A 22,102-nucleotide genomic window follows, 5' to 3' on the forward strand; every position below is an offset into this window, starting at 1 on the left:
AGGGGAGACACGCGCTCTCACGCGCGCCTGATCCACGGAGTGATCCCATGCGTCGACGTACGCTCGGACTGCTGACCGCGACCGGTTCAGCGGCCCTGCTCTCCTTCATGACCCTCGCCGTACCGGCGGAGGCGGAACAGACGACGGCCGCGGCCGATTTCGTCGTCAGTGAAGGCCAGTTCAACCAGATGTTCCCGGGCCGGAACTCGTTCTACACGTACAGCGGTCTCACGGCCGCGCTGAGCGCGTACCCCGGCTTCACGACCACCGGCAGCGAAACGGTCCAGAAGCAGGAGGCCGCGGCCTTCCTGGCGAATGTCAGCCACGAGACGGGCGGCCTGGTCCACATCGTCGAGCAGAACACGGCCAACTACCCGCACTACTGCGACGCGAGCCAGCCCTACGGCTGTCCCGCCGGCAACGACAAGTACTACGGCCGTGGGCCGATCCAGCTGAGCTGGAACTTCAACTACAAGGCGGCGGGCGACGCCCTGGGCATCGACCTGCTCAACAACCCCGACCTGGTACAGAACGACTCCGCGGTGTCCTGGAAGACCGGACTCTGGTACTGGAACACGCAGACCGGCCCGGGGACCATGACCCCGCACAACGCCATGGTCAACAGCGCCGGATTCGGCGAGACCATTCGCAGCATCAACGGCAGCCTGGAGTGCAACGGCGGAAATCCGTCGCAGGTACAGAGCCGCATCGACAAGTACCAGCAGTTCACCCAGATCCTGGGCGTGGACCCGGGCGGCAACCTGAGCTGCTGACGCGCCGGCCGACCTGGATACGGGCGGCTGTCGGTGAAGGGAGCGGTCGGCTCCCTTCACCGACAGGGGCGAATCGATCAGCTTCCTGGTCGTGCCGCTCGCCTCGCTGGATGCCCGACGCTCCCGTAGGGTCGAGGTGCTGCTACGACGGGACAGGCGGTACGAGCGGCTCTCGCGCTCGCTCGCCCGTGCGCGAGGCGGTTTCGCGCGGCCCGGGGGTCCGTCTGACGTCCGCCGAGAGGGCGTAGGCGCGTTGCGGCTCGGCTCATCAGGAGTGCCCATGTCAGGACAGTTCGAAGCGGTGGTAGAGGTCGATCGGCCCGTCGAGGAAGTGTTCGCCTACCTCGCCGACGGACGCCACGATCCGGAGTTCAGCCCTCGGGTGCTCAGGATCGAGCGGGTCCCCGACACACCGACCACCGTGGGGACGATCTTCCGGAGCACGGTGAAGGACGCCGGGATGAAGTCCGCCAGGGAGTTCCGCATCACCGACCTCGAAGCCCCGGCGAAGATCCGGTGGGCCGAGGTGTCGAAGAACAGCGTGACGGCACGCGAAGGCGGTTACGACCTGGAGCCGCTGGCCGGCGGCACCACCCGGGTCCGTATCTTCAACGTTCTGGACGGCCACGGGGTGGGCAAGCTCCTCGTCGGCCTGGCGCTCGCCGCCGCCCGCAAGGACGCCGACGACTTCGGAGCCCGGATCAAGACGGCGGCCGAGGCGGCGATCGACCCACACTGAGACGCCCCGGACGGGCCCGCGAGCGGCCCAGCTCACACTCACACATGCGTGCCCCCTCACATACAGGCGACGTGAGGGGGCACTCGTCTCTCCCTCAGCCAATCAAGGGAGCAGGCTCATGGTCGTGGTCGCCATCGTCGCCGTATGTGTGGTCCTGGCCGTGCTGGCCTTCCTCGCCCCCCGCTTTTCCCGCCACCCCGAACGCGGCACGCAGCGATCACTCGGCGTCGGCGCCCGCGCAGGCAGCAAGGCACCCGGCGTCCTCGGCCGGCTCTTCAGCAAGCCCTTCCGCACCAGCTCACGCGCCGTGAGCCGCAGCGGCTCGGCAGGCCGCCGCGCCCGGGGCCGCATGCCCTTCTGACTCCGCCCCAGCTCGTACCGGAGAGGACTTGTGGTGAGTGAACACGGCGTCGCCCTGCCGGCGGCGGACGCACATCTGGAGATCCTGCCGCGGCTGGGCGCTGTGTCCGGCCGGTCCCTCGGCACCCCTGCCGACCGGCGGGCCTCGTGAAGCGGGCAGGCGATGTCATGGCGCCTCAGCACCCCGCGCACCGTGACGGCGACCGGCAGGGCCGGTTCACGCGTCTGGCGGAACACGCGTCGAACTTCACCAGCTCTCCGACCTTCTTCGGGGTGTGCCTCGTGCTGGTCGCCGGCGCGATCACCGCACACCTGCTCAAGCTGCCCACGCAGTGGCTCCTGGTGGTGGGCGAGGCGATGTCCGCGGTGTCGCTGCTGCTTCTGGCGCTGCTGAAGAACTCCGAACGGCGGGCCGAGCACGCCATCCAGCGCAAGCTCGACGCCATCGCCGCCGCGTTGCTGGAGATCCAGCGGCGAGAACCGGGAACTGCGAGCGAGGAACTCCGCCAGGCCGTCGGCATGGAGAACCAGACCTGACCTTCCCCGCGAATCATCAAGACTCCCCACGAACATGAATGCTGCATGGGAGCGGAGAGCCTCTCACGCCGGAAAGACCGGGGCGCGGGTGTCCGTCCGGCGCCGGCTCACACAGAACTCACGGAATCCGGCCCCGTGGGCCACGCGCGGTCGTCCACCGTCAGGAACGGCTCGCGCAGCACGGTCGCCGGGGTGGTGCCGGTGAACGCCATGACGTCCCGGTGCAGATGGGACTGATCGCAGTAGCCGCCGTCCGCGGCGACCTGGGCCGCGCTTTCACCCGCGATCAGACGGTGCACTGCGTGGTCGAAGCGGACCAGCTTCGCTGCACCCTTCGGTGGCAGGCCGATGTTCGCGTGGAACCGGGACCACAGCCGCTTGCGGCTCCAACCGAGTTCGGCCGCCAGGTCGTCGATCCGGACGAGGCCCTTGCCGACGACGATCCGGTTCCAGGCCCATGCCACCGCCGGGTCCACCGGCGACCGCGCCTCGAGCCGGCGGGCGAGCAACCTGTCCATGAAGACGAAGCGGTCCTCCCATGAGGGGATTTCGCGCAGTTGCTCGCGCATCCGTGACGCCTCCCTGCCCCACAGGTCGTCGAGGGACACCGGGGAACCGGCCAGCTCGGCCGGACGGGCACCCAGCACCATGCCCGCGACCACCGGAGACAGCCGCACCTGGACGCACTCGACCTGTTCGCCCCACGCCCGCACCCCGCCTCCCGCGCCGAACCCGGGTCCGGCGACGAGGCTTCCCCCGTGTCGCCGCCCGGAGTCGGCCTCCAGGACGGGCCGGCTCGCCCCGAACTCCAGGATCAGCATCACGGCCGGGTGCGGCACCACCCGCAGACCGCCGACAAGCGGGCCGGGGACCCGGAACCCGGCCATGTCGACACCGGCCACCCGGCCGGGCCGCTGCGGACGTGCGACGTCCCACGCGGCGGAATCGTCATGTGTGCCCGCGATGGACCTCATCACCACATGCTAGGCGACCCAGGAAGGAGGGGAACATTTGTCCAAGCCGCCGACGCACACCTGCGGCGACAGTGGACCCATGACCGAAGACTCGCTCCTCTGCCTGGACCACGGCGACCTCCACGTGCGTCAGGACGGCCCTCACGGCGCCTCCGTGCTCGTGCTCCTCCACGGAACCGCCACCTCGAGCCGTTCGTGGGACGCGCTGGTTCCGCTGCTGACCACGTCCCATCGCGTCATCCGGATCGACCTGCCGGGGAACGGCCGCTCGGCCGAACCGGCCGACGGCGACTACGCGATTCCCGAACAGGCACGCAGGATCGGCACTGCACTGGACCGACTCGGCGTCGAGCACGCCATCGTCGTCGGCCACTCCAGCGGCGGCTACGCGGCCACCGCTCTCGCCGAGCACCGACCCCACCTGGTGACCGCGCTCGTGCTCATCAACACCGGCCCCGGCATGGAGGCCTCCATCGCACCGGGGTCCAACGCGATCGACCCCGCGCACTGGCCACCGACCGACGAGCAGATCCGCCAGTTCGCGAGCACCGGATTCCGCGCGGGCTACCAGGTCCCACAAGAACTCGTCGACGAACTGCGCGGCATGACGTTCCACGCGCTCGCCGCTGCGATGCAGGCGTCCACCGCCTATCTGACGCAGCGTGCGCTCCCGGATCGGCTGAAGACCCTGGGCAAGCCGCTTCAGGTGATTTTCGGCGACCAGGACCGCAGATGGCTCCCCTCGTCCGCGGCCGACTACCACGCGGTGCCCGGCGCGAAGGTCGAGTTGCTGCCCGGCGCCGGACACACACCCATTCTGGAGGATCCGCCGCGGACCGCCGCACTTCTCCTGTCCTTCGCCGAGATCCACACAGCTCGAACGTCCGAAGCCGGCTGACGACTCCCGCCGTCCGACACGGCAGGTCCGGCACGCACCCCGGGCAGGTGCGGGGTTACCGTCGGCGCCATGGACAGTGATCGCCGGGGGTGGCGCGCGTGCTTGCTCGGTGGGGCGGTGTTCGCAGTGTGCATGGCCGGCACCACGCTGCCGACCCCCCTCTACCCCCTGTACCAGGAGAAGTTCGGGTTCTCCGAGCTGACGGTCACCGTCGTGTATGCCGTCTACGCCTTCGCGGTCATCGGCGTGCTGCTGCTGGCGGGCAACGCCTCGGACACCGTCGGCAGGCGTCCGGTGCTGCTGTGGGGCCTGGCCCTCGCGGCGGCGAGTGCCGTCTGCTTCCTGTGCGCCACCGGACTGGGCTGGCTGTACGCGGGTCGGCTGCTGTCGGGACTGTCCGCCGGTCTGTTCACCGGAGCGGCCACGGCGTATGTGATGGAGCTGGCGCCGTACGGCGGTGCCTCCCGGGCCACGTTCGTGGCGACGGCCGCCAACATGGGCGGACTGGGCTGCGGTCCGCTGCTCGCCGGGGTGCTCGCGCAGTACGCGGCGTGGCCGCTGCACCTGCCGTTCGTCGTGCACCTCGCCCTGATCGCCGGCTCGGCCGCTGTCCTGCTGGGACTTCCTGAAACCGTACGGGAGCGCCGGCCGCTGAGCAGCGTACGGCCGCAGCGGCCGGGCCTGCCCACGCAGGTGCGGGCGGTGTTCGGGCCTGCGGCGACCGCCTCGTTCGTGGGTTTCGCGTTGTTCGGTGTGTTCACGTCGGTCAGTCCGGCCTTCCTCGCCGAGTCCCTGGACGTGCACGACCACGCCGTGAGCGGGCTGATCGTCGCGCTGGCCTTCTTCGCCTCGACCGCCGGGCAACTGGCCGTCGGCCGGTTCGGGGTGGCGCGCTCGCTGCCGCTGGGCTGCGCCGTGCTGCTCGCCGGATTGGCGCTGCTCGCGGGCGCGTTGCGGTGGGACCTGCTGCCGCTGTTGGTGCTGAGCGCGATCGTCGGCGGGGTCGGACAAGGACTGTCGTTCCGCGGAGCGCTGTCCGCAGTGGCCGAGGCGTCTCCGGCGGACCGGCGCGCGGCGGTGATCTCGACGCTGTTCGTGGTGGCCTACGCGGGCATTTCGGTGCCGGTCATCGGTGTGGGGCTGCTGACGGGTCCGATCGGCCTGGAGGACGCGGGGCTGGTGTTCATCGCGTCCATGGCCGTCCTGGTCTCGACCGCGGCCGCCTACCTGCTCCGGCGACCGGTACGGGCGAGCGCGTGACCGCGTACGCAGGCAGCCGTCACTCCTCGGGCGGGACGCAGAGGACCGGCACGCTCGACATGTGCAGGAGTTTGTGGGGCGTCGAACCCAGGAGGGCGCCGCGTATCGGGCTCTCGCCCCAGCTGCCGACGACGATGACGCGTGCGGAATGCCGGGTCGCCGCGTCGATCAGGGCCTGGGCCGGCTTTGCGTCGATCACCTCGACGACCGTCTGCACGCCGGCCCGGTCGGCCTCCACGACCGCGTGTTCCAGACCGGCACGGCCGACCTCGCGGATGGCGTCGTAGTGGGACCCGTACTCCTCGCCCGAGGGACCGGGGGCCGCGGCGCCGTAGACCAGCACGAGCCGCTCGTCGAACGCGGCGGCCACCTCGACCGCGATGCGCAGTGCGCGGGCGGCGCCGGGGGACTCGTCGTAGCCCAGGACGACCGACATCTCAGGACTCCTTGCCGTGGACCAGGGCAGGGTCGGCCACGCCCGGCCGCTCCGCCCAGAACGCCGGCGCCCGCAGCCGCCACACGATCATGATGAGCACCCCGGCGACGGCGATGCCGATACCGATGACCAGCGGGGGGCCGAGGCCGAGCCACGAGGTGCCGCTGTAGGAGTTCTCCGGATCGGACATGTCGGAGACCGACCTCACCAGGAGCCACGCCAGCAGTCCGGCCCCGACCAGGGGGCCGAGGCCGATCAGCAGGAAGTTGTGGACGCTCTCCAAGAGATGGCGGCGGTAGTAGACCGCGCAGGCGAGGCCCGTGAGCGCGTAGTAGAAGGCGATCAGCAGCGAGAGCGCGGTGAGTGAGTCGAACAGGGCGTTGGAGCTGATCTGGTTCACCACGAGGTACCAGGCGATGGCGATACCGGCGACCCACCAGGTACTCACGTCAGGAGTGCGGAAACGCGGGCTGATGTGGCCGTAGTGCGCGGGCAGCGCCCGGCGACGCGCCATGGACAGCGCCGTACGCGACGCCGGGATGATCGTGGTCTGCGTGGAGGCGATGGCGGAGGTGGAGACGGCCAGCAACAGCAGCCAGTCCCAGCCGCCCAGCACGTCCGTGGCGAGCTGGGCGAAGATGAACTCCTCTTCCCCGGCGTTCTCGGCCAGGAACGTCGGGCCGGCGTAGGCGACGACCGCGAAGCCCACGGACACGTAGGTCACCAGCAGGATGACGGTCGACCAGAGGCCGGCCTTGCCGGGGGCGGTCGCGGAGTCCTCGACCTCCTCGGTGAGGTTGACCGCCGATTCCCAGCCCCAGTAGATGAAGACGCCCAGGAGCAGCCCGCCGGTCAGCGCCGCGCCACCGGCGCCGAACGGGTTCAGCCAGCTGAAGGCGGGGTCGACCGATTCGTACTTGCTCGTGCCGGCGTAGACGCTGTACATCGCCACACCGACAAAGATCAGCAGACAGGCGACCTGCGCCAGGATGAGGACGTTCTGCACCTTGGCCGACAGCTCGGTGCCGATGACGCACACGGCCGTCATCACGAGGATGAGCAGCACGGTGAGCAGCTGCCTCACGAAGGTGTTGTCCACCCAGCCGTCGAGGCCGAAGGCGAGCAGGGCGAAGGTCACCCCGACATCGGCGAGCGAGCCGACGACCAGGACGCCGGTCATCGCGATGGCCCACCCGCCCAGCCAGCCCGCCCAGGGGCCCATGGCGCGGGTGACCCAGGAGAAGGTCGTACCGCAGTCCTGATCGACCTTGTTCAGGTAGTAGAACGCGGACGCGATCAGCAGCATCGGTACGAAGGACGCGAACATCACGCCGGGTGCGTAGATCCCCACCAGGGCGACGACCGGGCCGATGACGGCCGCGAGGGAGTACGCAGGAGAGGTGGAATTGAGCCCGATGACGAGCGCGTCGACGAAACCGATCGCATTGGCCTTCAGTCCCGCGGGTGGCCCTGCGGGCGCGGCATCCTCGGCGGCGGCCATGTTCCCTCGCTCCGGTTGAGCCCAGACAGAACGGAGAGACGTATGCCCTTATCGTACCGCTGCGTCACGATCTTCACTGGCCGAACCCCCCGACCGGCTGGAACAGGCCCGCCGGTCGGCTGCCCTCGACCGCCGCGATGCCCACGGAGCGCCGGTCACGGCCTAGGGTCAGCAGGCCGACGGTGGCAGGCCGCGGTACGAGTGCGAAGGAACGACTGTGATCCGGGTAGTGGTGGTGGACGACGAGGCCCTGGTGCGATCCGGCTTCGAGCTGATCCTGAACGCGGCGGACGACATCCAGGTCGTCGCCACCGCGGTCGGCGCGGATGCGGTCGCGGCGGTGCGCCGTGAGGACCCCGATGTCGTCCTGCTCGACATCCGGATGCCGGACGTGGACGGACTGACCGTGCTCGCCGAGTTGCGGGCCCTGCCGGTGCCGCCGGTGGTGGCGATGCTGACGACCTTCGACACCGACGACTACGTCATGACCGCACTGCACTCCGGGGCGGCCGGGTTCCTGCTCAAGGACACCGAGCCGGGCCAACTGGCGCAGCTGGTACGCACCTTGGCGGCCGGCGGGGTCGTGCTCTCCCCGCGGGCATCCGGCGCGATCCTGCGGGACCGACCCAGCGATCCGACGCCGGTCGACACTGCGGAGGCCACCCGCGTGGGCCGGCTGACCGAGCGGGAGCGGGAGGTCCTCGCCCTGGTCGCCGAGGGCCTGTCCAACGCCGACATCGGCGCCCGGATGCATCTCAGCGCGGGGACAGTCAAGGACCACGTGAGCGCCATCCTCACCAAGCTGCGCGTCGGCAGCCGGGTCCAGGCGGCCCTCATCGCCCAGCGTGCGGGGCTGCTGGACGCGAGGGACCAGGCGGGCGACGCGTAATGCGGCGATGGTCCGTCCCCGTCCGGGCACGCGACACGGGACTCGTCGCCCTGGCGGCCTTCGACGTCCGGCTGAACCAGGACACCTTCACCCCCACCGCCCTGGCCGTGGCGGTCGTGGCCTGTGCCGCGCTCTTCTTCAGGCGCCGTTCGCCGCTGACCGTGTTCGCGCTGACCTTGCCCGCCACCTGGGTCGTGGACCTTGTGGTCGCCCCGATGGCGGTCCTGTACACGCTCGGGGAGCGCACCCGGGACCGCCGTCTGCTGGCCGGCTGCGCCATCGTCTACGCCGCCGCCCTGGCCGTCCCCTGGCCGGTGACAGCCTTCACCACACCGGGCCAGACCTGGACCCTGATCTACTTCGGATACCTTCTGGCCGCCACCCTGGCGCCCGTTCTCGTGGGCCAACTCGTGCAGGCCCGACGCGACTTGAGGCAGCAGCTCACGGAGATCGAGGAAGCGCGCGAGCACGAGCGGGCGCTGCACGCCCAGGCCCTGCTGGCCCGTGAACGCACCCAGCTCGCCCGCGAGATGCACGACGTCGTCTCCCACCAGGTGAGCCTGATCGCCGTCCAGGCGGGCGCCCTGCAAGTGGCCGCCAAGGACATCGGCACCCGTGAGGCGGCCCACTCGATCCGCTCCCTGAGCGTCACCACCCTCGACGAACTACGGCACATGGTCACCTTGTTGCGCGCCTCCGGAAGCCGGGCGACCGAGCTCACACCGCAGCCCACGCTCGCCCAGCTGGAGCAGCTGATCGCCAACAGCGGCATCGACGTCGAACTCAGCGGGACTCCCGCGACGAACATGGCGGCACCCATCCAGCGGGCGGTCTACCGCACCGTGCAGGAGGCGCTCACCAACGTACGCAAGCACGCACCGGGAGCGAGCGCCCGCATCGAGATCCGCCGGATCGGACAGGACACGGAGGTCACCGTCACCAACACCGCCCCCTCCCGTCCGGCCCTCGCCCTGCCCGGTTCCCGCCAGGGCCTCATCGGCCTGCGGGAACGCGCCGAACTGCTCGGCGGCACCTTCGAGAGCGGGCCGACGGACGCCGGCGGCTACCGGATCCGGCTGCGCCTGCCGACCCACACCGGCTGAACGGCCGGATCGCCGGTCCGCGCCCCCCCACCGGACTGACCGAGCGAAGACCGCCTGGCATGCTGCATCCATGTCGACGCCGCCGCTGCACCCACGCGCACCCATCGATGCACCCCTCCCCTCCGTCAACGGCCTGCGCCTCCAGGCGCGTCGGGTGAGCCGAGATGTTCGCGGGGCCGGTCGGGTACTGCACGACATGTCGTTCGATGTCGCTCCGGGGCAGCTCACCGTGATCGCCGGGAGCAGCGGCGCGGGCAAGACGGTTCTGTTGCAGACGCTGGCGGGGCTGAGCGCGCCGACCGAGGGCGAGGTGCTGCACGACGGGGCGCAACCCGGGCCGCCGGGGCCGGAGTTCGGTTTCGTTCCGCAGGAGGACATCATCCACCGCGAGCTGCCGCTGCACCGGACGCTGGTGTACGCGGCGGGCCTGCGCATGCCTCCCGGGACGCCGGCCCGGACCGTCACCGCACGCGTGGACCGGGTCCTGGACACCCTCGGCCTCTCGGACCGGGCCACCACTCCGGTGCGTGCGCTGAGCGGCGGTGAACGCAAACGGGCCAGTATCGCGGTCGAGTTGCTCACCCGGCCCAGGGTGCTGTTCCTCGACGAGCCGACGTCCGGACTCGACCCGGTCACGGGGGCGGCTCTGCTGCGCACCCTGCGCGCGCTGGCCGAGGACGGCACCACCGTCGTGCTCACCACCCACGTCCTCGCCGATCTCCTCCGCAGCGACCAGGTCGTGTTCCTCTCCTCCGGCGGCGAGGTCGCGTACGCGGGTGAACCGGCCGCTCTGTGCGGGGCGTTCGGGGCCCGCACCGTCGAGGAGGTGTACGAGGCGGTGGCCGGCGGGGCGCGCGTCGAACGTGCCACGCCCGACGATGCCGACCGGTCCGCCGCCGGGTCACCGTCTCCGCAGGCACCGCGCGTCGGTGCCCTGCGCCAGTGGGCGCTCCTCACCCGTCGCGGGACGGCGCTGTTGCTCCACAACCGGCTGTCGGTGGCCGTTCTGGCGGGCTCCCCGGTGATGATCGTGGCGATGTTCGCGGTGCTGTTCCGCGCGGGCGCGTTCGATCCCGTCGCACCGGATCCCGGGTCGACGGCGATGATCATGTTCTGGATCGCGTTCGGGGCGTTCTTCTTCGGGCTGACCTACGGCCTGCTTCAGATCTGCACCGAGCTGCCCGTGCTGCGCCGCGAATGGCTCGCGGGGCTGCGGATCGGCCCGTACATCGCCTCGAAGCTCACGACCATGCTGCCGGTACTCGCCCTCGCCGATGCCCTGCTGCTGGTCGTGCTGCGTGCTCTGGACCGGCTGCCGGCGGCGGGATGGGGCACGTACGGGTCGCTGTTCGCGTCGAGTGTGCTGGCCTCGGCTGCCGCACTCGCGCTGGGACTGCTCGCGTCGGCGGCGGTGTCGGAGCCGGGACAGGCGACGCTGATGCTTCCGCTGCTCTGTTTTCCGCAGGTGCTGTTCTCGGGGGCGTTCGTGCCGGTGCCCCGGATGACGGTGGCCGGGGAGGCGATCAGTTGGGCGATGACCAATCGCTGGGCGTTCGAGGCGCTGGGCAGTGGGGTCGGTCTGGAGTCGCTGTGGCGTGCGGACGGCTCGCCGCTCGGGCCGCCGCTGCTGGATTCGTACGGCGACTCGTTCGGGCATCCGGCGGGTCGGGGGTGGTTGATGCTGGCGGGCTTCGCGTTGGTGTTCCTGGTCCTGACGTGGGTGACTCTGGTCCGCAAGTGCCGGGACGGGGCGGCGCGGACCCGGGCGGGGCGATGAACCCCCGGCCGGAGACCACTCCTTGGGCGTCCGCGGGTCAGCAACCCACCCGCGCGGCCAGTCCCGCCGCCCCGGGCACCCGGTCCCGGTAGGTGTCGGTCACGAACTTCAGGAACGTGTCGATGTCCTGGGGCTGTGACGACACCCCCAGGGAGATCCGGACTGCGCCCGCCGTCGGCAGCCCGAGCAGCTCCAAGTAGTCCTCCAGCGAACCGAGTTGCTTGCGCGCCGCCGAGCGCAGCCGGTGCAGCGGCAGGGCGAAGGCGGCTTCTCCGGCACCCGGATTGCAGAAGCAGCCCGTGCGCAGGGAGATACCGCGCGCGGCACTGTCGCGCGTGACCACGCGTTCGTCGACGATCCGGCCGTCGGCTCCGAGCAGGTTCAGCGCGACCGTGCCGCCGCGGGCCGTGTCGGCGTTCTCGGGGCCGTACACCCGGACCATCGCGGAGCCGTCGCTGTGCCGCAACGTCCGTAATCCCTGGAGCAGTCGGCCGGTCAGCGCGGTGACATGGGCGTGCACGCGGTCCATCCCGATGCCGTTGATCCAGGCGAGTCCCGCGGTCACATCCGGTATGGACAGGAAGTTGACCGTGCCGTCCTCGAAGGCCGCCTCGTCGTCGGCGAGGACGTGCCACTGGGCCTGGGCGCTGACCGCGTAGATGGTGCCGCCCGAGAACCAGGGTCGGCGCAGCTTGGCGAGGGCTGCCCGGCGGGCGATGAGGCTGCCGATTCCGGTGGGATGCCCGAAGACCTTGTACCAGCTGACCACGGTGAAGTCGGGGTGGTACCGGCTGAGGTCCAGGGCGTTGGTCGGTGCGAAGGCCGCCGCGTCGAGCAGTACGTCGTAGCCGTACGCCTGGGCTCCCGCGATCCACTCCAACGGGTGCTGTACGCCGGTGAAGTTGCTCTGCGCCGGATAGGCCAGCAGTCCGCGGGAGCGGCCGCCGGCACGCACGCGGCCGAGGCCTAGTCCCCGGCCGTGTGCGGACAGAGCGGCCCGCAGTCGGCTCTCGTCCATCTGCAGGCCGGGGCCGCTGACGGGCACGTACCCGGTCGCCGCTCCCCGGGCCCGCGCGTACTCCCGCAGGCCGTTGACCGAGTTGTGGTTGTCGAGCGACATCATGAGTCCGGCGGTGCGTGTGAAGGGATACGCCTCGCCGACCAGCCGCAGGGCGCCCGTCGCGTTGGGGGTGAAGATCACGGCGTATTCGGCGGGGTCGGCGTTGAAGTGCCGAAGAACCGCCTGGCGGGCCTCGGTGAGCAGGAGTCCGGAGGCACGGGAGGCCGGGCTCTCGGAGTGCGGGTTGCCGAACAGCCCGCCGGTGATCCGCTCCGCGCTTCCCGCGACGAGGGAGCGCGGGGGAAGCCCGGCGCCCGTGTGGTCGAGGTAGGTGTGTCCGCCCTCGTCGAGGTAGCCGAACTCGCGCGCCCGCAACTCCGCGAACCCGTCGGGAACATCCGCTCCCCGGCCGCCTATGTCACCGGTGGTCCCTGCCGTTTCCATGAGTGCCCCTTCGCATGAAACTTCGACAAAGGTATCCGCGGGGGACGGGTTCGCCGCTGTGCAGGGCACCGAACAGTGATTGGGTGGGCCCCCGACACACCAACCGACGCGCAGGAGAGCCCCGTAGCCATGAGCAACCCCTACACGTACGAGTACAAGGTCGTCACCTTCCGGGAATCGCTGATCGGCGACGCACTGGACGCCGGCAAGCTGGAGAAGGTCCTCAACAAGCACGCCGAGGACGGCTGGGCGCTCAAGGCCATCACGTCCGCCGACGTCAAGGGCCGTATAGGCCCGGGCGCCGTCGAGGGGTTGCTGCTGACGCTGGAGCGTCCGCGCGGCTGACGCGGTCCTACGTGGCCGTTTCCGTTCCGTGTGTGCGTCGTAGCCGCAGCACGGTGCCCTCGCCGTTCGCGGACAGCAGCAGCGTGCCGTCCGGAGCCGTGGTCAGACCGGCGAAGAGGCGGGGGGCGCCGGGCATGCCGTGGGTGAAGAGCGCGGGGTCGCCACGGCTCGTGCCCGGGGGCAGGCCCACCGGCAGGTCCTCGGCCTCGACCCGGCGCTCCCCCGTGGTCAGGGAGATCGCCGTGAGCGTGCGCCGGCCGGTCTCGACGGTGAACAGTTCGTCGCCCAGGACCGCCAGCCCCTGCGGGGCCCGGAGTCCGTCAGCCAGGGTGACCGGCGTGGCCCCGCCGTCGATGTCATCGATGCGCAGCACCGTGCCGAGTTCGTCGTCGCTGACGTAGCAGCGGCCTTCGGCGTCGAACGCCACGTCGACGGGATGCCCGATGCCCTCGGCGAGGACGGTGAGGGTGTCGTCCGCGTCCAGGGCCACGATCCGTCCGGCGCCGGTCTCGGCGACCACGGTCCGGCCGTCCGGCGCCGTGGTGATGCCCGTCGGCCGGTTCAGGCCGCTCGCCCGGACGTGGGTAATGCCGTTCGCAGGGTCGTGGGTTCTGACCTCGCCGTACTGCGAGGTGGTGTGGAGGAGGCCGTCGTCGGCGGTGACCGAGTGGGTCAACTGGAGGTTGCCCTGCGTGCGCACCTCGCCCGGGTCGCGAACGCCGGTGCGCGGCAGGGCGGCCACGCGGTAGTGGTCCGCCGCGTACACGGTGCCTCCCAGGTCGACCGTCAGGCCGAAGGGGCCGTCGAGTCCCATGGGCACGATCTCGCGGGTGCGACCGTCGGGGTGCATCTCGGTGACGCCGCCGCTGGCGTAGCTGGAGACATACATGCGGTTCTCCGCGTCGAAGGCGGCGTTGTCCAGGCCCACGACGCCGCTGGTGGTCACCGTCCGGGCACCGGAACCGTGCAGGTCGATCCTGGTCACGATGCCGGCCTTGCCCCGGGAGAGCACCGTCAGGACGCCGCCCCGGTCGAAGCGGACCGCGACCGGTTCGTGCACGTCCTGCGCGACGCGTTCGGGCGAGCCGCCGTCGGCGGGTATGCGCCACACCTCGCCGGTCACCATGTGCGGGTAGTACAGGCAGCCGTCCGGGCCGAGCTGCATGGCGTTGCCCAGCGCCAGTCCTTCGGTGAGCACCACCGGATCGCGGCCGTCGGGGAAGAGCTCCAGCAGCCGGCCGTTCATCTTCATCTCGTTGACGAAGAGCCGGTCTCCCACGCAGGTGATGCCGTTGGGCACCCGCACCTGGTCGGACACGAGCGTGTAATCGCCCTCGGGACTGCGACGCCACACCCTGCCGGGAACGAGGTCGGCGATGTACATCGACCCGTCGGCGCCGAAGGCGAGGTCGTCCGGCGACTGGACGGGGCCGTCCATCGGGACGATCACCTCGATGTCGGCGGTCGCCGGATCCACGGCGCTGATCTGGCCGGCCAGGAACTGTGCGACGTACAGCCGCCCGTCGGGACCGAAGGCGACGCCGTTGGAACCCCACAGCCGGCTGGGCGGGTTGAGCCGGGCGATGTCCCAGCGGGCGCTGCGGCCGGGCCCGCCGTCCCCGGTGCCGTACCGACTGGCCGACGCCGTCATGCGGTGCCGCCGTCGCCCTGGACGAGGACCTCGTCGAGGCCGCCCTCGGTGCGCCATTTCTCCAGCAGGTCGTGGAAGGCGACCGGTCCGTCGCCGTACGACTCGCTGCGCTGCCTGGGTCGCCCCTCGTTGTTGTAGTAGCCGGGGGTGCACTCGGCCTGGAACCGGTAGAGGTCGGCCGCCTTCTGACGGATCGTCGCCACCCAGGCGTCCTCGGCCTCGGCGCTCGGCTCCACCCGGCGTGCCCGCCGGTCACGCGCGGCGGCCACCACGGCGGCCACATGGGCGGCCTGTTCGTCGAGGACATGGACGAAATTGACGGCGCTGGCGTTCTGGAGCGGGCCCAGCTGGAAGAGGTTCGGGAAACCGTGGCTGTAGAAGCCGTGCAGGGTCTTGGGGCCCTGCCTCCACGCCTCGGTCAGGGTGATCCCGCCCCGGCCGTGGACGGGGAGACGCCCGGTGACCACGCCCGACATCCCGACCTCGAATCCGGTGGCGAAGACGATGCAGTCGACCGCGTACTCCCGGCCCGCGACGACCACCCCGCCCTCGGTGATCCGCTCCACGCCGTGGCTGTCGGCGGTGTCGACGAGGGTGACGTTCGGCCGGTTGAAGGTCTCCAGATAGGAGTCGCTGAAGGTGGGCCGCTTGCACATGTAGCGGTACCAGGGCTTGAGCAGCTCGGCGGTGTCCGCGTCCTCGACGACCGCGTCGACACGGGCACGGATGTCGTTCATCTTCTGGAAGTCGGCGGCCTCGTACGCCCGTTCCCGCTCCTCGGGCGGCAGCTGCCGGCGGTGGCTCTCGCTGGGGATGAGCTTCTGGTGCAGCCGGGCCGTCCGGGTCCAGCCGTCGTCGACGAGATCCTCGTCCGCCGGACCGCCGGTGACCAGCGTGAGGAAGTTCTCCATCCGACGCCGCTGCCAGCCCGGCGTCAACGACTGCGCCCAGTCGGAATCCGTTGGGCGGTTGCCGCGGACGTCGACCGAGGACGGCGTCCGCTGGAACACGTAGAGCTGCTGGGCGTCGGCTCCGAGGTGCGGAACGCACTGGATGGCCGTCGCGCCCGTGCCGATCACACCGACACGCTCGTCGGCCAGCCGGTGGAGGCCCCCGTCGGCGTCTCCTCCCGTGTAGGCGTAGTCCCAGCGGCTGGTGTGGAAGGTGTGCCCCTTGAAGTCGGTGATGCCGGGGATGCCGGGGAGCTTCGGCTCGCTGAGGGTGCCGCTGGCGGTCACCACGAAGCGGGCCCGCATCCGGTCACCTCGGTCGGTCGTGACGATCCACTCCGACTCGGCCTCGTCGAAGCGCAGTTCGGTGACCTGGGTCTGGAAGCAGGCGTCGCGGTACAGGTCGAAGGTGCGGCCGATCGCCTGGGCGTGGCGCCGGATCTCCTCACCGGGGGCGTACTTCCACTGCGGGACGTAGCCGACCTCCTCCAGCAGCGGCATGTAGATGTACGACTCGATGTCGCAGTGGATGCCGGGGTACCGGTTCCAGTACCAGGTGCCACCGAAGTCGCCGCCCTTCTCGATCACCCGGATCGAGGTGACGCCCGCCTGCCGCAGCCGGGCGCCGGCGAGCAGGCCGCCGAATCCGCCGCCGATGACGGCGACTTCGACGCGGTCGGTCAGTGGTTCGCGGCTCGACTCCGCTTCGGCGTAAGGGTCGTCGGCGTAGTAGCCGAACTCTCCGTCGAGCCGCTGGTACTGCGAGCCGCCGTCGGGGCGGATTCTGCGGTCCCGCTCGGCACGGTAGCGGGCCCGCAACGACTCGATGTCGAGGCCGAGTTCGTCAGGGCCGGTGGGGGCGGGGCCGGGTGAGGCGTGGGGGGTGGACATGGATGTCCTCGGTCCTCTCTGCGGGCCGGTCGTCGATCGCCGGGCCATGATCGTGGCGCACGCAGCAGTCAACAGGCAGCCAAAATTTACGTCAAGCAACTGCTTTAAATTTCGGCCATGGGTGATCCATGGGTGATCCCCTACGACCGTGCGGTCGACCGGTCCGCCGCAGTCAGTGCTCCGTGTCGCAGCAGTCGCCCTTGGTGTCGCCGTCCGACGCCCGCTCCAGGCGGCAGAAGCAGGACGCCTCGACGGGGACGTCCGCCATCGCGGCGGCCATCTTCAGCTGCTGGGCCACGATGCGGGCCTCCCCCGTCCTGCCGAGACGGAGCAGGCACTCGTGGAAGCCGTGCAGGGACCAGACGTTGCCGGGGTGTTGCAGGGCGCGCGGGAGGGTGTCGTCCAGGCCGAGGTCGGCGCGGTAGACCGCTTCGGCCTCCGCGACGCGGTCCTGTTCCAGGAGGAGGGCGCCGTAGGCGTGCCGGGTGGGCTGCATCCATCCCCAGGGCTCGTCGTAGGGCAGGTGGTCGTCCAGGTCGATCGCCCTCTCCAGTGCGGCGAAGGCGGTGTCGTGGTTGCCCTTGCGGTACTCCAGCTCGCCATCCAGCATGGCCGAGGCGACGGCGAGGATGTCGGCGCACGTGTTGTTGAACAGCATGCGCGTGGGCGGGACTTCGGCGAGCGCGCGGCGGAACAGCTCGCGTTCGGCCTCCGCTTCCGGGACGCGGCCCGTCGCCGACAGTGCCACGCCGCGGGCGTAGTGCAGCATCGCGGTGGTCACGCTGTAGAGCTCGGGGTCGGCGGGCATGGGCAGTTCGAGGATGTCCGTCCAGCGGCCGAAGCGGATCAGCACATGGACCCGCATGGCCAGAAAGCCCTCGAGCCAGTCGGCCATGGGCGGGCTCTCAACCCGCAGCAGTTCCTCGGGGATGGACGCTTCGAGTTCGGCGGCCGTGTCCAGAGCGGTCCTGGACCTGCCGAGGAACATCGCGCCGTAGATCTTGAAGTGGTAGTTGTGCGACCGGTACAGCGTGTAGAAGTTCATCGCGCCGGAGCGCGCGCGGAACTTCTCGTCGGCGAGGATCGCACGCGTGTTGTCCGACACGACACGCCGGTAGTCGCCGCACAGCACGTCCAGATGCGAGGGCATGTGCTGCAAGTGCCCGGCATCCGGCACCAGGTCGCGCAGCCGGTCCGCGACCGGGATGGCCGTCTCCGGGGTCGGGGACATCTCCATCAGGTGGATGTACAGGTGCAGGACGCCCGGGTGTCGTGCCCCCTCCTCGGTGGCCAGGGCGCGTTCGAGGACGGCCTTGGCGTCGAGTGTGCGGGCGCCTTCCGCGGGCTCGCCGGTGGGAAGGTCCCACAGCTGCCAGGGGGTGAGGTTCATCAGGGCGTCCGCGTACAGCGTGGCGATGTCCAGGTCGTCGGGGGCCAGGTCGTGGACGGCGCGCATGCCGTCGGCGTACGGAGCGTTCCACACCGAGCAGTCCTCCACCGCCCGGGCCTGCGGATAGCGGGCGCGCAGCGCCTGGATCAGGGCCCGCTCGACGGAAGTGGCACCGGCCGCCAGGTCGTGGGCGAGTTCCACGGCGGCGTGGGTCCGGTCGACGGTGCGTTCCAGTTCGTCGCCGTCGAAGGCCTCCCACGGCTTGTTGTAGTTGGGGCCGAGCGCGTAGGCGATGCCCCACTGGGCCATGGCGCAGCCGGGATCGGCGACGGCCGCGGCCTGGAAGCAGCGGACGGCCTCCTCGTGGTGGAAGGCGTACGTCCAGACCAGTCCGCGGTCGAACCACAGCTGTGCCTCGGCGGACGCCGTCGTCACGGGGCGGGAGTGGGTGCCGAGATCGTAGTAGTCCATGGACTTCTCCTCACGTCCGCCACCGGCCCGGTGACGGCCTGCCGGCCGCACCGCCGCCGGCATACCTACCCCGGGACCGCATCCGGTACATCGGACCCCGCCGCCGGGTCACTTCTGTTCACTCTCCCCCTCGGCGTCGATGTGCGGCAGCACCCGGTCGAGGAGGCGGGGCGTCCACCAGGCGTGCGAGCCCAGCAGCGTCATCACGGCCGGCACCAGCAGCAGACGTACGACGGTCGCGTCGATGAGGACACTGACGGCCAGGCCCAGCCCGAGCATCTTCACCACGATGTTGTCGCTGACGATGAACGCAGCGAACACGCTCACCATGATCAGCGCCGCGCAGGTGATGACGCGGGCCGTGATCTCCAGGGCGTGGGCGACCGAGGCCTTGGCATCACCGGTGCGCAGCCATGCCTCATGCACCCTCGACAGCAGGAAGATCTCGTAGTCCATGCTCAGCCCGAAGATGATGGCGAACATCATCATCGGCACATAGCTCTCGATGGGCACCTTGCCGGACACGCCCAGTGCGGGGCCGCCCCAGCCCCACTGGAAGACGGCGACGACGACACCGTAGGACGCGGCGATCGACAGCACGTTCAGCACGGCGGCCTTGAGAGCGACCAGCAGGCCGCGGAAGACGGCCAGGATGATCAGGAAGGCGAGGGCGACGACGACACCGATGATCAGGAACAGACGGGAGGCGACGATGTCGCGGAAGTCGACCTGGGAGGCGGTGGTACCGGTGACGTAGCCCTCGGCACTCGTTCCGGCGACGGCCGCGGGCAGCGTGTCGTCGATCAGACGGTTCGTCAGGTCCGTGGTGTCGGCACTCTGCGGGGACTTCTCGGAGTACACCGTGGCGATCAGTACGTCGCCGTCCTGCGTGGGCGTCAGCGGTGTCACCGTGGATGCGCCCGCGACGCCGTCGAGGGTCTTCTGGGCCTGCGAGCCGAGGTCGGACCGCTGGGAGGAGGGCACCTCGGTCTGGTCGATGACGACGGTGAGCGGGCCGTTCGAGCCGGGCCCGAAGGCGTCGGTCATCAGGTCGTAGGCGCGTCGGTCGGTGAAGGACGTGGGGTCGGCTCCGTCGCCGATGTGGCCGAGTTGGATCGAGAACACCGGGATGGCCAGGACGACGACCGTGGTGACGCCCGCGGCGAGGAACTGCCAGGGTCTGCGCTCCACCCGCTGCGCATAGCGGTGCCATGTTCCCTGAGGCGTCTCGCCGGGGGCCGCGTTGCTCTCCGCCACCGGACGGCGTACGTGGTAGCGGTCGATGCGGGTGCCGACGAGTCCCAGCAGCGCGGGCACCAGGGTCAGTGCAGCGGCCACCGCGGAGACCACGGTCACGGCGGCGGCCACGCCGAGTTTGCCGATGAAGCTCACACCCGACGCGTACAGACCCGCCAGCGCGACGATCACCGTGCAGCCGGACACGAGCACGGCCCGGCCGCTGGTCGCGGTGGCATGCCCCGCCGCGCGCACCGGATCCGCGCCGTCCATCAGGCTCTGCCGATGGCGGGTGATCAGGAACAGGGCGTAGTCGATGCCGACGCCGAGACCGATCATCGTGGCCAGCGTCGGGGACACGGTGGCGAAGGTGAACGCCGCGGCCAGCAGACCCAGACAGGCCAGGCCACAGATCACGCCGATGAGCGCCGACACCAGCGGCATGCCCGCCGCGATCACGCTGCCGAAGCCGACGAGCAGGACGACGATCGCCACCGCGAAGCCGATCAGCTCGCTGACCCGGTCGTCGGCGGCCGGACGCGCCAGCTCGCCGAGCGGCCCTCCGTACTCGACCTCGGCCCCCGCTCCCCGCAGCGGCTGTACGGCGTCGTCGACTCCGTCGAGGTAGTCGTCCCCGAGGGTCGAGGGCTGTACGTCGAAACGGACGGTGATGTAGGCGGTCTTGCCGTCGGAGGACAGCGGGCCGACGTTCTTCTGCGACTGCCCGGAGGAGTCGGTGGAGTCGGACGTGCTCGGGGCGGTCAGCGGGTTCTGGACGGACAGGACGTGCGGCAGCTTCTGGAGATCGCTCACCGTGGTGGACATCTGCGAACCGAGCGACGACAACGACTTGTCCGCGTCGTGCAGCACGATCTGGCTGCCGTACCCGCCGGCCGCCGGATCGTGCGCCTTCAGGACGTCGAGGCCTTCCTGGGACTGGACACCGGGCAGGGAGAAGTCGTCCGAGTACTCCCCGCCGAAGGACCGGTTCACCACCTGGAGCGCGACCAGGGCGACGAGCCACGAGACGATGACGATCACGAAGTGGCGGGCACACCACTCCCCCAGCCTGCGCAGACGCCCCTTCGGGGTGGTCCCCCCATCCCGGGTGGGTGACATGGCCTCGGCCTTCTCTGTCCGGCGGCACGATCAACACCGCCATTACACGACGGTCCGATCAGCCCGGCACGTCGGAGCGGCCCGCCCCGTACCGGTTTCAGGCGCCGCCGTTCGAGAACGGGCCGTCGTCGGCGAAGACACGCTCGGCGAAGCGTTCGCCCATACGGCGGTGGGTGGCGGCGTCCGGGTGGAGCTCGTCGGGGAGCGGCAGTTCGGCGTAGTCGGCCTCGCCGTAGAGTGCACGGCCGTCGAGGTAGTGCAGGTTCGGGTCGTCGGCCGCCCGCTGCTCCACGATCCGGGCCAGTTCGTCCCGGATGACGGCCAGGGTCAGTTTCCCCTGCGCGCGTTCCGCGGGGTCGCCCGCGGCTTGGAACCGCAGTCGCCCCTCGCCGATCTCGCTGAAGTCGGGGAAACAGGGACCGGGCGTGTCCTCGTGGATCGGGGCCAGGATGGGCGAGACGACCAGCAGGGGCACGGTGGGGTGGCCCTCGCGGACGGTGTCGAGGAAGCCGTGGACCGCGGGACCGAAGGCACGAAGGCGCATCAGATCGGCGTTGACCAGGTTGATGCCGATCTTGACGCTGATCAGGTCGGCCGGGGTGTCGCGCAGTGTGCGGGCGGTGAACGGGTCGAGCAGTGCGCTGCCGGCCAGGCCCAGGTTGATCAGCTCCACGCCGCCGAGGGTGGCGGCCAGCGCGGGCCAGGTCGTGGTGGGACCGGCCGCGTCCGAGCCGTGGCTGATGGAACTGCCGTGGTGGAGCCACACCTTGCGGCCCGGGTCCCGTGCGGGCTCGATGGGGGCGTCGGTGCGCAGGACCAGGACTTCCGTGGTCTCGTTGTGCGGCAGCCAGATCTCGACGTCCTTGTCGCGCTCGGGCAGACCGGTGAAGCGGAGGGTTCCGGGCCCGCCGACCTGTGTCTCGAGGGTGCCGGCAGCCATGTCGATGGTCTGCGTGTTGCCGCCCTTGACGCTTGTCCGTCCGGCCGGGCGGCCGTCGACCATCAGGTCGTAGACGCCGTCAGGTCGGGGCGGTACTCCCACGTAGGCCCGCTTGGTGGGCAGGGTGTCCAGCTCGACGGCGGTGGCGCGGGTGCGGAAGGCCAGCCGCACGCCGGAGGGCTGGGACTCGGCCATGGCCAGCTGGGCGTCGGTGTTCTGGGCACGCGCCCACGCGGGCAGCCGGTGCGGCAGCACCCCGTGTTCGGTGCGCTCCACGTCAAGGGCGCCGCGCAGCAGCTCGGCGGTGACGGGCGTGGTGATCCAGTCGTGCTCGGTGTTCATGTCCTCAGCCTGTCGA

At 70.5% G+C, this 22,102-nt stretch carries 19 protein-coding genes; 10 read left to right on the forward strand and 9 right to left on the reverse strand.

Annotation, left to right across the window (positions count from 1 at the left end; translation table 11 throughout):
* Nucleotides 1-47: 47 nt before the first annotated feature.
* The 4 genes from ACIHFB_RS26925 to ACIHFB_RS26940 all read left to right on the forward strand — a co-directional run bounded on the left by ACIHFB_RS26925 (nt 48) and on the right by ACIHFB_RS26940 (nt 2,409).
* Nucleotides 48-773, forward strand: a complete 726-nt coding sequence (locus tag ACIHFB_RS26925) for a chitinase (RefSeq protein ID WP_365282894.1) — start codon at nt 48-50, stop codon at nt 771-773.
* A 280-nt stretch (nt 774-1,053) separates the two neighbouring features.
* Nucleotides 1,054-1,512, forward strand: coding sequence for an SRPBCC family protein (locus ACIHFB_RS26930; RefSeq protein WP_365282893.1), 459 nt, complete (start codon nt 1,054-1,056; stop codon nt 1,510-1,512).
* 118 nt (nt 1,513-1,630) lie between these two features.
* Nucleotides 1,631-1,873 carry a DUF6411 family protein gene (locus ACIHFB_RS26935; protein ID WP_365282892.1) on the forward strand — a complete coding sequence of 81 codons (243 nt, stop codon included), beginning with the start codon at nt 1,631-1,633 and terminating at the stop codon, nt 1,871-1,873.
* A gap of 167 nt (nt 1,874-2,040) precedes the next feature.
* On the forward strand, nt 2,041-2,409 hold the full coding sequence (locus ACIHFB_RS26940) for a low affinity iron permease family protein (RefSeq protein ID WP_400128149.1): 369 nt from the start codon (nt 2,041-2,043) through the stop codon (nt 2,407-2,409).
* Nucleotides 2,410-2,516: 107 nt separating this feature from the next.
* Here ACIHFB_RS26940 and ACIHFB_RS26945 read toward each other — a convergent pair whose 3' ends face one another.
* Nucleotides 2,517-3,383 carry a helix-turn-helix domain-containing protein gene (locus ACIHFB_RS26945; RefSeq protein WP_400128150.1) on the reverse strand — a complete coding sequence of 289 codons (867 nt, stop codon included), beginning with the start codon at nt 3,381-3,383 and terminating at the stop codon, nt 2,517-2,519.
* Nucleotides 3,384-3,462: 79 nt separating this feature from the next.
* On the opposite strand from ACIHFB_RS26945, the gene ACIHFB_RS26950 reads away from it, so the two are divergent.
* Both ACIHFB_RS26950 and ACIHFB_RS26955 read left to right on the forward strand, forming a co-directional pair.
* Nucleotides 3,463-4,281 (forward strand): alpha/beta fold hydrolase, encoded by an 819-nt coding sequence (locus ACIHFB_RS26950; RefSeq protein WP_400128151.1) that lies wholly within the window; start codon nt 3,463-3,465, stop codon nt 4,279-4,281.
* 69 nt (nt 4,282-4,350) lie between these two features.
* The gene (locus tag ACIHFB_RS26955; RefSeq protein ID WP_365282888.1) at nt 4,351-5,541 is read left to right on the forward strand and encodes an MFS transporter; all 1,191 of its coding nucleotides are present in this window, start codon (nt 4,351-4,353) and stop codon (nt 5,539-5,541) included.
* Nucleotides 5,542-5,560: 19 nt separating this feature from the next.
* Here ACIHFB_RS26955 and ACIHFB_RS26960 read toward each other — a convergent pair whose 3' ends face one another.
* Together ACIHFB_RS26960 and ACIHFB_RS26965 are read right to left on the reverse strand one after the other, a co-directional pair.
* Nucleotides 5,561-5,977, reverse strand: a complete 417-nt coding sequence (locus tag ACIHFB_RS26960) for a universal stress protein (RefSeq protein WP_365282887.1) — start codon at nt 5,975-5,977, stop codon at nt 5,561-5,563.
* Nucleotide 5,978: 1 nt separating this feature from the next.
* On the reverse strand, nt 5,979-7,478 hold the full coding sequence (locus ACIHFB_RS26965) for an APC family permease (protein ID WP_400128153.1): 1,500 nt from the start codon (nt 7,476-7,478) through the stop codon (nt 5,979-5,981).
* 217 nt (nt 7,479-7,695) lie between these two features.
* Between ACIHFB_RS26965 and ACIHFB_RS26970 the strand changes: the two genes are divergently transcribed.
* From ACIHFB_RS26970 to ACIHFB_RS26980, 3 genes are all read left to right on the forward strand, one after another.
* Nucleotides 7,696-8,367 (forward strand): response regulator transcription factor, encoded by a 672-nt coding sequence (locus ACIHFB_RS26970; protein WP_365282885.1) that lies wholly within the window; start codon nt 7,696-7,698, stop codon nt 8,365-8,367.
* On the forward strand, nt 8,367-9,470 hold the full coding sequence (locus ACIHFB_RS26975; protein WP_365282884.1) for a histidine kinase: 1,104 nt from the start codon (nt 8,367-8,369) through the stop codon (nt 9,468-9,470). The genes ACIHFB_RS26970 and ACIHFB_RS26975 overlap by 1 nt, the downstream gene beginning before the upstream one ends.
* Before the next feature lie 70 nt (nt 9,471-9,540).
* Nucleotides 9,541-11,247, forward strand: coding sequence for an ATP-binding cassette domain-containing protein (locus ACIHFB_RS26980; protein WP_400128154.1), 1,707 nt, complete (start codon nt 9,541-9,543; stop codon nt 11,245-11,247).
* A 37-nt stretch (nt 11,248-11,284) separates the two neighbouring features.
* On the opposite strand, the gene ACIHFB_RS26985 is transcribed toward ACIHFB_RS26980, so the two are convergent.
* Nucleotides 11,285-12,751 carry an aminotransferase class V-fold PLP-dependent enzyme gene (locus ACIHFB_RS26985; protein WP_400128155.1) on the reverse strand — a complete coding sequence of 489 codons (1,467 nt, stop codon included), beginning with the start codon at nt 12,749-12,751 and terminating at the stop codon, nt 11,285-11,287.
* A 129-nt stretch (nt 12,752-12,880) separates the two neighbouring features.
* On the opposite strand from ACIHFB_RS26985, the gene ACIHFB_RS26990 reads away from it, so the two are divergent.
* Nucleotides 12,881-13,096: a DUF4177 domain-containing protein gene (locus tag ACIHFB_RS26990; RefSeq protein WP_365282881.1), complete on the forward strand. Its 216-nt coding sequence runs from the start codon at nt 12,881-12,883 to the stop codon at nt 13,094-13,096.
* Between the two features lie 7 nt (nt 13,097-13,103).
* Here the strand turns inward: ACIHFB_RS26990 and ACIHFB_RS26995 are convergent, their stop codons facing one another.
* From ACIHFB_RS26995 to ACIHFB_RS27015, 5 genes are all read right to left on the reverse strand, one after another.
* On the reverse strand, nt 13,104-14,747 hold the full coding sequence (locus ACIHFB_RS26995; RefSeq protein WP_400128156.1) for a PQQ-binding-like beta-propeller repeat protein: 1,644 nt from the start codon (nt 14,745-14,747) through the stop codon (nt 13,104-13,106).
* On the reverse strand, nt 14,744-16,588 hold the full coding sequence (locus ACIHFB_RS27000) for a flavin-containing monooxygenase (RefSeq protein WP_400128157.1): 1,845 nt from the start codon (nt 16,586-16,588) through the stop codon (nt 14,744-14,746). The genes ACIHFB_RS26995 and ACIHFB_RS27000 overlap by 4 nt, the downstream gene beginning before the upstream one ends.
* A 172-nt stretch (nt 16,589-16,760) precedes the next feature.
* Complete coding sequence (locus ACIHFB_RS27005) at nt 16,761-18,449, reverse strand: hypothetical protein (RefSeq protein ID WP_400128158.1); 1,689 nt, start codon at nt 18,447-18,449, stop codon at nt 16,761-16,763.
* 108 nt (nt 18,450-18,557) lie between these two features.
* The gene (locus ACIHFB_RS27010; RefSeq protein WP_400128159.1) at nt 18,558-20,804 is read right to left on the reverse strand and encodes an MMPL family transporter; all 2,247 of its coding nucleotides are present in this window, start codon (nt 20,802-20,804) and stop codon (nt 18,558-18,560) included.
* Nucleotides 20,805-20,901: 97 nt separating this feature from the next.
* Nucleotides 20,902-22,086 carry a GDSL-type esterase/lipase family protein gene (locus ACIHFB_RS27015; protein WP_400128160.1) on the reverse strand — a complete coding sequence of 395 codons (1,185 nt, stop codon included), beginning with the start codon at nt 22,084-22,086 and terminating at the stop codon, nt 20,902-20,904.
* Nucleotides 22,087-22,102: the final 16 nt, after the last annotated feature.

This window comes from Streptomyces sp. NPDC051963 (assembly GCF_044593495.1).
GTDB lineage: Bacteria > Actinomycetota > Actinomycetes > Streptomycetales > Streptomycetaceae > Streptomyces.